Here is a 12,133-nt window from a genome sequence, read left to right on the forward strand (position 1 = left end):
CCGACTGACACCCGTATATCGGGGACAATTTGCACCAGGGGCATGACCTTCGGCCCCAGCCCAGCGGAGCCGCTCGCAGCGCCCCGACCGCAGGGAGGACGTACTCTTGGGGTGCCCAAATTAAGAAATCAAAACAGGCTCTTATGAAAGAACCTGCTTATTTGCGCTTCTGGGCCTCTTTCTGCGCCTCTTCGGCTTTTTTGAGCAGGCGCGAGAACCATCCATCTGATTCCTTACCGTTGCTCTTGCCGTTGAACGGCGTATCGGGCTGCTGTTCTTTCTCCTTATCAAGCTGCCAGTAGATGTATTTCTGCTGTGCAGCCGTTACTACGTTGTAGAACAGGTAGTAGAGGCTTAGCGCCGAAGCGAACCGGTTGAAGATGAAGAAGATGAAGAACGGCAGCACGTACATGAAGACCTTGGCCTGGGCCCCCGTACTTCCGGTACTACTCATCTGGATGCGCATCGTAAAGATCATAGAGATCCCCATCAGCAGTGTAAATCCAGCTACGTAATCGCCGTAAAATGGAATGCTGAACGGAAGCTGCAGAATAGGGTCAGGGGCTGACAGGTCCGCGGCCCATAGGAAGCTCTCTTGCCGCAGTTGCACCGACTGCGGGATGTAGAGGTAAAGCGCAATGATGATGGGGTACTGCAAGAACATAGGTAGACAGCCCCCGATCGGATTTACCCCCGACTCGCGGTAGAGCTTCATCATCTCCTGCTGCTGCTTCTCCATGTCGTCCTCATACTTCTCCTTGATCTTATCCATCTCTGGCTTCAGATCACGCATCTTCGCCATGGAGCGGTACGACGACTTGGTGAGCGGGTAGACGACCACCTTGATCAGGATCGCCAGCAGAATGATGACAAATCCGTAGTTGGGAAGGACTCCGCCCAGATAGGTAAGCGCAGGGATAAACACAAAGGTAGCGAGCGGACGTGTAATCCACGCGAAGATCGCCCAGCCGTAGTTCACCATGTCGTACAGGTTGCGCCCGTACGCTGTCAGGTTGTAGTAGTCGATCGGCCCCATGTAGAGCGAGAACGACTGCACATCGACATCAGACGACGAGGCGGGGAAAAACAGGCGGGCCTCGGTGCCTTCGCCGCCTACAATGGTCTGAGCGGCGCCCTCTTCACGGATAAGTTCGGCGCCCTCAACAGACCGCTCGTCGTCGGGCATGAGCACCGTGGTGAAGTATTTGCTGCGGTGACCGATCCAGCTTACGGATCCGGAGAGACGGTTTTCGGCGAATGCGTCGTCGTCGTACACGAGCCGCTCCAGCGACCCGCCGGAATGGGCATAGACGCCCGAGTCGATGCGTTCGCCTTCAGGGTCGTCTTCCGTGAAGGGCACGCCGTAGTCCCACACGACCTCGTACCCATCCCGTGTGGCGAACGAGGCGGGGTTCTGCTGGGCGATCTCGAAGTTCAGGTCGTACGGGTCGGCTGTAAAGGTGTAGGTATAGCTGAGTGACCCTTCACCTTCGGGGCCGAGCGTCGCTTCGAACGTAAGTGATGCCTCCTCGCCCGATTCAACACGCAGGGTGTCGGGGGCATCCGAGGTGAAGTACAGGGAGCGCGTGTCGACCAGATGGCTGGAAGGCGTCATAAACGTGACGCCGGGCACGCCGCTTCCTGGTGCGTCGACCACGTTCACCGGACTCTCGCGGTCGAATTTCGTGTAGCCCAGCAACGTGAACTGCTCAATGACGCCACCTCGTGTAGAGAATTCGGCTGTATACCGGTCGGATATGACCGTGATGGTACGTGCGTCTCCCGAGCTGGCGCGTGCGGTGGCCGGGTCAGACGGCGAGTCGTCGGGAGCCGCTTCGGCGTCCGGAGCATCAGGGCTCTCGGGGTCGTCTGCAGGCCGGTCGGCATCGGTGAGCGACTCAGCATCGTCGGGGGTTGTAGCCTCGGGGGCGGGCGCTTCGACCTCTGCCGTTTCATCGTTGGGAGACGGCTCGGGCGATTCGGGGCCATACCAGATGAGCCACCCAAACATGATGAGTCCGAAGAGCAGCGTGGCAATGAGAATATTGCGCTGGTCTTCGGAAGACGGTTGGTTACGCAGCGTAGACAAGGCAGCCGAGGGGCTAAAAGATACAATCGGGACAGAGGGCCTGTCTGTTTCAGGAGAAACAGGCAAGCATGAGCAGAGTGCCGCAGCGCGTTATCGCAGAACGCTAATCGTGTTCGGGGAGGGCCGCTGCGACTTTCTGCAATACGGCAGGCACATCACGCCAGATGCACGTGTCGGCGCGATCGGAGCGCCCGCGGAACAGCATCATTGCGATAAGAGGCGACCCGGCATCCGGAAGCCCGTCGCGTAGCAGATACTGATGCTGCCGATACGCTTCGCGCAGATGCCGGCGCACCCGGGTGCGCTGCACGTTTGTAGCGTGGCGCCTGCCGGGGGCAAACCCAATCTGGACAGGGACGTCGTGGCCGACCTCTTCGGGCGTTGCCCACCGGTAGAGCATCCGCACACACCCATGCGCTTCCGTTTCCACGTCAGCACGTGAACGGTCAAAAAGCGACGCAATAAGCTGCTTTCGTTTGAGCCGGTGCGTACGCGGAAACGTATAGCGACGGGCTAAATCGGACATATCAATGCGGCACCGGCGAACAAGGAAGCGCTATACAGGCTTACCGGACGACTTATCGCTTACCGTCAGGTTCTTGCGTCCTTTCTTGCGGCGGCGCTTCAGAATCTTGCGTCCATTTTTGGTTTTCATGCGCTTGCGGAAGCCGTGCTTATTCTTCCGCTTCTTGCGGCTGGGTTGATACGTGCGTTTTGGCATAGTAGACAGATAGATCTATGATCACAATGATAACAAGCGACGTATTCCAACGGAGCCTCCGCGCAGTTGTTTTACGGGATGCGTGCGAAGAGATCGCTAAGACACGACGGAGGCTCTGTGGAAAGTATGGGAACGTGGCTGCAAGGCTTGACATTATATACCACGCTTGTGCATAATGACCTGCGCATGGGTCCTTAGCTCAGTTGGTTTAGAGCGCCTGCCTTACAAGCAGGAGGTCCCTGGTTCGAATCCAGGAGGACCCACCATTTCATTTCGTGGTCTGCACGGCGCGTCATGCTGAATGGGCCTCCGTAAGCCGTCCTTCAGATAGTCCGGTAGACAGTCTGAATAGCCGCCTCCCGCAAAATACCTGCTCCCCTGCAGTAGGTATCCCTGTCTTTCGGCTGCATGCCTGTATGTCTACAAGCATATTTCACGTATTCGGAGACATAGCTTCGTACTGTGTAAGCTGGTTGAATCCTCTACATGCGCATTGTATTTATATTATGTAGTGTGTTTGCGCACAGTACGCTACTTATGCAGTGCGCACGTGTGGCTGTAGTCATGAAGTGTGCTTCCGTTCATGACCGTGTAGCTTCGATACCACTGCTCATCGTTCTGATCAGCCCTGACTGCCTCGCATGTCTGCCCAAACAGACCCCGAACGCCTCCGCGCGCTGCAGCGCCATGCACTGCCGACGTCATCGCTGAGGTCGGCCCTGCAACGCATTGCGCGGGTGGCCCAGCGCGGGATGCAGGCTACCGCGGTCGTAATCACGCAGATCGGGAAAGACCGTATCTCTCTTCTTGCCTGTGAAGGGCTCACTACCGAGCAGCGCCGCCAATATGTTGATAACGCCTGGGATATACAGGTGGTGGATGCGCAAGACTGGCTTCTCGTTGAAGACCTGTCTGCCGATAGCCGATTCGCTGCGCATCCCCTTGTAACAGGCACCCCCGAGTTTCGCTTTCTGGGAAGCACGCCGGTTCGAACGCCAGAAGGATACGTCGTGGGTACGGTAAGTGCACTCGATAGCAAGGCACGATCTGCGACCGAAACGGAGCGCGCCATGATCCGAGACATTGGTGCAATGGTAGAACATGAATGGACGCATCATGCCCTACCCCAGGCGCACACCGACATCCTGGAGAGCATCACCGACGCTTTTTTTGCGCTCGACACCGACTGGCATTTCACATATATAAACGCAAAGGCGGAACAGCTGCTGCAGACCTCACGGGAAGAGCTGGTCGGGGCGAACGTTTGGGACGCCTTTCCCGATGCGGTCGACCTCGACTTCTACACAGCCTATCATGAGGCCGTAGATACACAAGAGAGTGTTCATTTCGAGGCATACTTTCCGCCGCTCGACGCCTGGTTCCGTGTCAACGCATACCCCTTCGAAGGAGGACTCGCGGTCTACTTCGATGACGTAACGGCACGCAATGAGCTGGAAGAAACGCTGCGCATCCGGGAAGAAGAAGCACGTCTGCTCTTCGAAGAAAGTCCGGTGCCGATGTTCGTACACGACCCGAATACGTTCCGTTTTCTCGATGTTAACGAGGCTGCTAAAGCAACCTACGGATATACCCGCGATGCCTTTCTTGGCATGACGATCTTCGACATTCGGCCGGAGAGCGAGGTCGAAGCGCTAAAAGACTATCTGGCAACCGAACGCTCCAATGACCTGCGCTCCCCCCCAGGAGTGTGGAGCCATTGTTGTGCAGACGGTTCAACGATCGAGGTGGAGGTCACATCTTCCGCAATCACATTTGAGGGAGCAGAGGCTGTTCTCGTTGCCATTAACGACGTGACCGAGCGCAACGAAGCCCGAAAGCGCCTGGAGGAGCGAGAGGAACTGCTCTCATCGATCAACGAGAATATAACAGAAGGGCTTTACCGCACGGGGGCTAACGGCACGCTCGAGTATGTGAACGATGCCTTTGTACAGATCTTCGGGTATGACTCGCGCGAGCAGATGTTGGCCCTCCCGGATCTTACGGTCCTCTATGCCAACGAAGAAGAACGCGATCGACTCATTCGGGCTACATACGAAGACGGACACCTGCGCAGCCATGAGGTCAAGTTTCGGCGTGCTGATGGAAGTACCTTCTGGGGGCTGATTAGTGCGAATGCAACCGAGGATGACGAGGGGCGCGTGCTCTATCATGATGGAGCACTGCTTAACATCGATGCACGCAAGCAAGCCGAAGAAGCGCTCCGGCGTCGCGAAGAATATCTGGCCGTCACGCTCGAGTCGATCGGGGATGCCGTAATCGCAACCGATACAGCGGGAAAGATCACCGAAATGAATGGGGTAGCCGAGCGGCTGACCGGCTGGAAGGCGGAAGAAGCCGAGGGGCGCACGCTGTCTGCGGTGTTTCAGATCCATAATGCGCATACTGGAGAACCGGTCGAAAATCCGGTCGAGAAGGTGCTGCGTGAGGGACGTATCGTAGGACTGGCAAATGACACGGTGCTTACCGCACGCGACGGACAGACGCGCCAGGTGGCTGACAGTGCAGCGCCTATTCGGCTAAAAGAAAAAGGTAAGCTGCTCGGTGTGGTACTGGTCTTTCGTGATGTAACTGAGGAGTACAACCGCCAGGCCGAGATCGAGGCGGAGCGAACTCGGCTCAAGCTGGCACTGCGAGGCGGCGACCTCGGGTTCTGGGATTGGAGTGTGGAGACGGACGAAGTGTATTACAGCGACCGGTGGTGCAATATGCTCGGGTACGACCCGGACGCTGTCGAACCCACACTCGCTGCGTTCGAAGAACTGCTGCATCCGGATGACAGGGAGCGCGTCTTCGATGCGTTTCAGCGCCACATTGAAGGAGAGATCAGCTTCGTAGACCTCGAAATTCGGTTGCGCGCTCAAGACGGCTCCTGGCGATGGATTCTGGACCGGGCGCAGATCGTAGCACGAAGCGAAGACGGAAGTCCAAAGCGCATTGCAGGCACCCACCTTGATATTACAGAACGCAAGGAACGAGAACGTGCCCTGAAGCGCGCCAACCTGCTCATGGAGCAGGCACAGTCGATCGCCGAAATGGGCAGTGGGGTATGGGATCTTGAGAGTGAGACGGTCACCTTTTCGCATGGAGCTGCCCGTTTAATCGGGTTGGAAGCGGGCGTCACGTATCCCTTCGATGTCTTCTTTGAACTTGTTCATGCTGCCGACCGCCACAAGCTCAAAACGGGGCCAGTGACCACCGAAGTCGGTGTGGATGCATACGTTGAGTACCAGCTCACGCCACGAGGCTCCAACGAGGCGCGCTGGATTCGGGGACGCTCGCGCACTGAGTCTTACGACAACCAGGGTAACCCAACACGCGTGCTCGGCGTGTTGTTTGACATCACTGCGCAAAAAGAAGCAACCGAACGACTGACGCACCAGAAGCGCCTGCTGGATACAGTAATCGACAGCCTGCCCGGCACCTTCTTCGTTATTGACGCTGAACGAGGGCAGTTTTTGCGTTGGAATGACAATTTTGAGAACGTGAGTGGGTACACGGCGAAGGAGATTCCTGAGCTGAGCCCAACCGACTTCTTCAGAGACGAAGACGCCTCAGCAGTGCGCGACACGATTGCCGATGTACTGCGTAACGGACAAGCCACGCTTCAGGCCGATATGGTGGCGGCTTCAGGAAGAGCACGTCCGTACTTCTTCTCTGGAAAACGCACCGAAATTAACGGACGGCTCTGTGTTGTCGGGGTTGGCATTGACATCACCGAGCGGAAGCGCGCCGAGCAGATCATCCTGCGACGTGAGCAGCGCGTGGAGGCGTTTTACAAGGCGATGAGCCTCCTGGCAACAATCAAGACCAAAGAGGAACTGGCTTCAAAGGTCTGCGATCTGATCACAGATACGCTCAAGTATCCGATCTGTGCGATCCGCTATGTGCAAGGCGATCAGCTTGTGCCCGTTGTGGTGTCAGACCGCTGCGAACAGCTCATGGAGGGCGAACGCCCTGCCTATACACTCGACGACAATCAGGCTGCGGTACGGGCTTATCGCGAGCAAGAAACCGTGCGCTACAACGGAACAGACCCAAACGGTGCCATTCTGGAGCCTGGCTCCGTGAAGGCGTCTGTGTACCTGCCAGTGGGCGACTACGGAACGATATCGGTCGCCAGCCCGATGCTTGACAGCATCAATACGTTCGATATAAAACTGCTGGAGATTCTGGCGCACAATGTAGCCAGCATCTTAGAGCGCATCCAGCGCGAAGAGGAGCTCCGCATAGCGCGCGATGAGGCCGAGGAGATGAACCGTTTGAAGTCGGCGTTCCTTGCCAACATGAGCCACGAGATCCGCACCCCACTCACCTCTATCATCGGGTTCTCTGAAATCCTGCAGGAGGAGTCCGAAGGGCCGCGCAAACGCTTTGCTGACCTTATTAATGCGAGCAGCCAGCGGCTTATGGATACGCTGAAGTCCGTGCTCGACCTGTCGAAGCTGGAAGCCGGAGCCATGAACGTTGTACCCGAATCGGTGCGCGTCGATGAAGAGATAGAAAGCACTGTCGAGCTGGCGCAGCCTCGTGCGCAGTCCAGCCGCGTTACGCTGAAAGCACACGGCACCGACGCGCCTGTCTATGCCGAGGTCGACAAAAGCGCACTGCACCGGGTGCTTAACAATATAATCAGCAATGCCATCAAGTTTACGCTCGATGACGGGCGGGTCGATGTGGCGTTAGATGCCACCGATGAGGAGATTATCATCCGTGTTCAAGACACCGGGGTAGGCATCGATGAAGCCTTCCTGCCGGAGCTCTTCGAGCCCTTTGTGCAGGAGTCCTCAGGTAACACGCGGGCGTTTGAGGGAAGCGGACTGGGCCTCGCTATCACGAGGCGGCTCGTCGAGATGATGCAGGGTACAATCGCGGTCGAAAGTGCCAAAGGAGAAGGTACAACCGTTACGGTGCGCTTTCCGCGTGCCCTCTCCAAACAGGATGCTCAAGACACGCAAGCGGCATGAGCCCTCAGTGCACATAACTCCCGGCGTTCAGGTCGATCGTGGCGCCGGTGGCGTGGTCGGCAGCGCCAGAGAGCAGAAAAGCAGCCATCGGCGCAATGTCTTCGGGCTCGGTCAGGTCGTTCAGCGCGAGGTCGTCGCGCACGATACCCGGCCCGTATTCGTCGATGAAGTCCTGCGCCATGTCGGTACGCGTAAACCCCGGAGCAAGCGTAAAAGCCTTTACGTTATCCGACCCCGCGCCGCGGGCAATCGACCGCGTGAGGGCCACGAGTCCGGCCTTCGAAGCTGCATAGGTCATGTAGTCGAGCGTGTCGCCCCGGAAGGCTGCGCGTGAAGCCACGCTCACAATGCGCCCGCCGCCGTTGCTGCGAAAATGCGGCAGCGCATGGCGGCAGAGCAGCTCGGGAGCGCGCAGGTTCACATGCAGGGTGTCCTGCCAGTCCGCGTGCCAGTCGTCGGTCGACGCCTCCAGCGGCATAAGACGCGCTACGCCCGCATTCAGTACCAGTCCGTCCACGCTTCCGTAGGTCGACGCCACCGCATCAAAGAGGGCATCGGTGGCGTCGAGGTCAGTCAGGTCGGCCTGAAACGGATGCGCCTCGGGCCCGCAGATCTCAGCCACCTCAAGCGCTGCATCGGCGCTGCGTCCGTAGTGCACCGCCACGGCAGCGCCGGCGCCAGCACACGCCTCCGCGATGGCCCGCCCGATGCCCCGGCTGGCTCCGGTAACGAGAACAGTTTGATCAGAAAGGTCGAGCATAGGGGGATGCGAACGAATGAGCAAAGCACGAACAATAAGCCGCATCCAACAAACTGATTCTACCGGTGAGGTGCAACCGGTGCGTGCGGACGGTAGCCCGTGTAAGGATTTTTCCCACGCGCAGGATAGGTATTTCGGTGGTCCGTATAGGAGATTGTCTTACAGCAGGCGGCACCGTGCCTATGTATCGTGGGGGTGGTGCTGGGCCGCACCGTTTGTGGTGCGCTGCTCAACAGCACCCCCACATTCTGATCAGTTGAGGCACGGTTGTGCCGAGGTGAATCATGCGTACTCAATCACCGACATCTTCCACATCTCCCCAGTGGCGCTACGGCCGCTTTGCGCTTATCGTGCTCTTTGCGGCAGCGCCGTTCTTGCTTTTCGGCGCGATGCTCTCGGGCTGCACCTCAGGCGAGGAGGCCGACGACGGCATCAACGAGCAGGTGCAGCGCCTGTTCGAGCCGATTCCAGCCGAGGCCGAGGCGCCCGAAGACAACCCGATGACCGAGGCCCGGGTCGATCTGGGACACAAGCTCTTCTTCGAGCAGAAGCTCTCGCGCTCGGGTAACATTTCGTGTAACACGTGCCATGTTGTAGGCGCGGCAGGCGTCGACAACCGCCGCGTTGCAATTGGCGAGCAAGGGCGCGAAGGACCACGCACGAGCCCGACCGTTTACAATGCCGCCTTCCTCGGCATGCAGTTCTGGGACGGGCGCGCTGCTACGCTCGAAGAGCAGGCCAAAGGACCCATTCAGGCCCATGTCGAAATGGACCTGACGCCTGAAGAGGCGGTGAGTCGCTTGCGAGACACGGGGTACCTGCCGTTTTTCGAGGAGGCGTTTCCTGAAGATGACGACCCGCTCAACTTTGATAACGTGGCACGTGCTATTGCCAGCTTTGAGCGCACGCTCATCACGCCCGGCTCGCCGTTCGACCGCTACCTTGAAGGCGAACGCGACGCGCTGAATGCGACCCAGCTCGCCGGGCTTGAGCTCTTCACCGACACCGGCTGCGCCAGCTGCCATAACGGCGTGCTGCTGGGCGGACAGGGCTTTGCGCGCTTCTCGCACGTAGAGGGAGGCGACGATCGTGGACGCGCTGAGGTCACGGGCGACGCAGGCGACGAGTATGTCTTTCGCATTGCGCCGCTGCGCAACGTAGAGCGCACGTATCCCTATTTCCACGACGGATCGGCTGAAACGCTGGAAGAAGCCGTCTCTATCATGGGCGAGTCGCAGCTCGGGCGCACGTTTAACGACGAGGAGGTCGAACAGATGGTCGCCTTCCTGGAGTCGCTCACCGGCGAGTTTCCGATGGTCCCCTACCCGCAGCTTCCCCGCCAGCGGTCCGCAGCAGTAGACCGTCCGTAGCAAAGCAGTTCGCAAGGGGCTGCAGGTCCCCACATCACCTGCTCAGAACCAGAAGCGCCCGCTGCTCCATTAACCTTATGATGGAGCAGCGGGCGTCTGTCATTGCAGGCGATGGTCAAAGATGGGGTTACATGTCGGGCGGTTCATAGAGCGTGTCTTCCGGATCCAGGTCGACCAGATCCATGCTGCGGTGCCAGAGCTCGGCGGCTGCTTTTTCGTCGAAGGCAGCTACAGCGGGCTTTGTGCGGCTGGTCTCGTCGAAATAGGCGCCTGTTACGTCTTTGACGTCGTCGGATGTGGCCAGGTAGAGCGGTCCTTCGGCACCGGTTTCAGGAGAGTTGAAGAACCACTTTACGCGGCGTGCCAGCCACGAGAACACGCCGGGGCCGCGCCAGATGTTCGTGGCCACCACGCCGGGGTGCACGCAGTTCACCGTTACGCCGGTGGGCTTCAGGCGGCGCGCTAGCTCGTTAGTAAAGAGCACCAGCGCGAGCTTCGACTGCATGTATGCGGTAAGGCCTGCATCGCCCTCACTCATTACGTCGGCATCGAATCGAAGAGCCCCCCGGTGGGCATCTGATCCTACGTTTACGATGCGGGCTTCGCCATGCGCATCGGCGGTGCGGGTGAGCAGCGGAAGCAGCAGGTGCGAGAGTAGAAACGGAGCCAGGTAGTTGACTGCAAAGGTCTCCTCGACGCCCTCTTCGTTGCGATCGGTGGTCTCCTTGAGCACCCCGGCATTGTTTACCAGCACATCAAGGCGGTCATACCGATCTTTTACGATCTGCGCGGCATCGCGAATCGCGTCGAAGTCGGTGAGGTCGGCTGCGATCGTGTCGGTAGCATCCGATCCGGTTGAGCGGCGCACCTCATCTTCGGTGCGCGCTGCCGACTCCTGGGAGCGGCACCACAGAACCACGTGGTAGTCCTCTTGCAGCAGGCCCTCGGCGGTAGCCTTACCGATTCCAGAGTTGGCGCCGGTAACCAGCGCAACGGGCGTATCCATACGTAATGCGGTATAAAGAATGCAAGTGCAGAAGCACCGGGTACAGAGGGATGCGGAGCGCTACACTTCGATCGTGAGGGCTTCGCGAAACGACTGCACGTTCTCTGCGATGGAGGCATCGCCTCCGAAGACGGCGCTCCCCGCCACAAGCACATCGGCCCCGGCCTGCGTGAGCGCCCGGGCGTTGGTCGGCTTCACGCCGCCGTCAACCTGCAGGTACGCGTTGGACCCAAGCGCGTTGAGCTGCCGGTGCAGCGTCTGTACGCGGGCCGTGCTCGCGTCGATAAACGACTGCCCGCTAAAGCCCGGATTAACGGACATCACAAGCACCATGTCAACCATGGGAAGCACCGCGGTGAGCGCGGTGAGCGGGGTGCCGGGGTTGAGGGCTACTGCTGCCTGCATGCCCGCATCATGTGTCTGCTGCAGCACCCGGTGCAGGTGGGTGCAGGCTTCGACATGCACGGTGTACACATCGGCGCCCGCATCGGCAAACGCATCCACAAAGCGCCCGGGCTCTTCCACCATCATGTGCACATCAAGCAGCGCCCCGTGTGCATCAGCAATCGGACGCATCGCAGCCACGATGTCGGGACCGATCGTCAGGTTCGGTACGAACTGCCCGTCCATCACGTCGAGGTGAAGCCAGTTGGCACCGGCGTCGAGGGCGTCGTTGGCTTGGTCGTGCAGGTGGCCGTAGTCAGCGGCGATGATAGAAGGCGCAAGGAGAGCCATGGGAGGCGCAGGTGAATGATAAATAAGCGGGCAAGTACACGTAAGTGCACGCATGCAAGACGCAAGCGTACAGGAGCGGGGCACGCGGCTGTGCGGACAGGGTTCGCTATCTTTCCGTGAACCCTGTTCATGAATCCTGCGCACCACATATCCTGCGCATAATATATCTCGTACACCACATGCGGACGCATTAACTCAGGATCGTCAGCCTTTGTTTTCGAACCGTTCGCTCGTTGCTCTCCGATTTTGCTTATCTGTTTGCCTGTATGTTTACCTGTGCGAGGGCGTGGTGCAGAGCGGTGCTGCCTGCTCTTACGCTGTTACTGCATATCGGCGCTAATCAGCGCTAATCGGCGCTATGCATTCCACAGGTCAGACAGCGAGTATGGACTGTCGGGGCCTGTCCACCCGCTTCCGTCAACGTAGCGCTGTCCGCGATCGAGCGTGGCAATAGCGTGCATGTCGTC

General features: G+C 58.8%; 8 protein-coding genes and 1 tRNA gene. 3 read left to right on the forward strand and 6 right to left on the reverse strand.

All coding sequences use genetic code 11. The features are described from left to right. Positions 1-157 precede the first annotated feature (157 nt). From yidC to rpmH, 3 genes are all read right to left on the reverse strand, one after another. On the reverse strand, positions 158-2,089 hold the full coding sequence (yidC, locus tag PPP56_RS04320) for a membrane protein insertase YidC (RefSeq protein ID WP_353562808.1): 1,932 nt from the start codon (positions 2,087-2,089) through the stop codon (positions 158-160). A 103-nt stretch (positions 2,090-2,192) separates the two neighbouring features. Beyond that, positions 2,193-2,615, reverse strand: a complete 423-nt coding sequence (locus tag PPP56_RS04325) for a ribonuclease P protein component (RefSeq protein ID WP_353562809.1) — start codon at positions 2,613-2,615, stop codon at positions 2,193-2,195. A gap of 30 nt (positions 2,616-2,645) precedes the next feature. After that, a complete protein-coding gene (rpmH, locus tag PPP56_RS04330) occupies positions 2,646-2,810 on the reverse strand; it encodes a 50S ribosomal protein L34 (protein ID WP_098061206.1) in 165 nt (54 codons plus the stop codon). 188 nt (positions 2,811-2,998) lie between these two features. On the opposite strand from rpmH, the gene PPP56_RS04335 reads away from it, so the two are divergent. After that, a tRNA-Val gene (locus tag PPP56_RS04335) sits at positions 2,999-3,076 on the forward strand. 375 nt (positions 3,077-3,451) lie between these two features. After that, a complete protein-coding gene (locus PPP56_RS04340) occupies positions 3,452-7,795 on the forward strand; it encodes a PAS domain S-box protein (RefSeq protein WP_353562810.1) in 4,344 nt (1,447 codons plus the stop codon). Between the two features lie 4 nt (positions 7,796-7,799). Here the strand turns inward: PPP56_RS04340 and PPP56_RS04345 are convergent, their stop codons facing one another. After that, a complete protein-coding gene (locus PPP56_RS04345; RefSeq protein ID WP_353562811.1) occupies positions 7,800-8,555 on the reverse strand; it encodes an SDR family NAD(P)-dependent oxidoreductase in 756 nt (251 codons plus the stop codon). A gap of 389 nt (positions 8,556-8,944) precedes the next feature. Here PPP56_RS04345 and PPP56_RS04350 point away from each other — a divergent pair, with 389 nt between their 5' ends. Next, complete coding sequence (locus tag PPP56_RS04350) at positions 8,945-9,925, forward strand: cytochrome-c peroxidase (protein ID WP_502912545.1); 981 nt, start codon at positions 8,945-8,947, stop codon at positions 9,923-9,925. Between the two features lie 127 nt (positions 9,926-10,052). Here the strand turns inward: PPP56_RS04350 and PPP56_RS04355 are convergent, their stop codons facing one another. Together PPP56_RS04355 and rpe are read right to left on the reverse strand one after the other, a co-directional pair. Then, complete coding sequence (locus PPP56_RS04355) at positions 10,053-10,931, reverse strand: SDR family oxidoreductase (RefSeq protein ID WP_353562813.1); 879 nt, start codon at positions 10,929-10,931, stop codon at positions 10,053-10,055. A 60-nt stretch (positions 10,932-10,991) separates the two neighbouring features. Next, the gene (rpe, locus tag PPP56_RS04360; RefSeq protein ID WP_353562814.1) at positions 10,992-11,666 is read right to left on the reverse strand and encodes a ribulose-phosphate 3-epimerase; all 675 of its coding nucleotides are present in this window, start codon (positions 11,664-11,666) and stop codon (positions 10,992-10,994) included. Between the last annotated feature and the right edge of the window lie 467 nt (positions 11,667-12,133).

It is taken from the genome of Longimonas sp. (genome assembly GCF_040409695.1).
In the GTDB taxonomy this organism is placed as follows: domain Bacteria; phylum Bacteroidota; class Rhodothermia; order Rhodothermales; family Salinibacteraceae; genus Longimonas.

What these genes read in the sequence shown, in the direction of transcription:
- PPP56_RS04325 (WP_353562809.1), bottom strand. Translation starts at nt 2,615, where the DNA reads ATGTCCGATTTAGCCCGTCGCTATACGTTTCCGCGTACGCACCGGCTC.
- rpmH (WP_098061206.1), bottom strand. Translation starts at nt 2,810, where the DNA reads ATGCCAAAACGCACGTATCAACCCAGCCGCAAGAAGCGGAAGAATAAG.
- PPP56_RS04340 (WP_353562810.1), top strand. Translation starts at nt 3,452, where the DNA reads ATGTCTGCCCAAACAGACCCCGAACGCCTCCGCGCGCTGCAGCGCCAT.
- PPP56_RS04345 (WP_353562811.1), bottom strand. Translation starts at nt 8,555, where the DNA reads ATGCTCGACCTTTCTGATCAAACTGTTCTCGTTACCGGAGCCAGCCGG.
- PPP56_RS04350 (WP_502912545.1), top strand. Translation starts at nt 8,945, where the DNA reads ATGCTCTCGGGCTGCACCTCAGGCGAGGAGGCCGACGACGGCATCAAC.
- PPP56_RS04355 (WP_353562813.1), bottom strand. Translation starts at nt 10,931, where the DNA reads ATGGATACGCCCGTTGCGCTGGTTACCGGCGCCAACTCTGGAATCGGT.
- rpe (WP_353562814.1), bottom strand. Translation starts at nt 11,666, where the DNA reads ATGGCTCTCCTTGCGCCTTCTATCATCGCCGCTGACTACGGCCACCTG.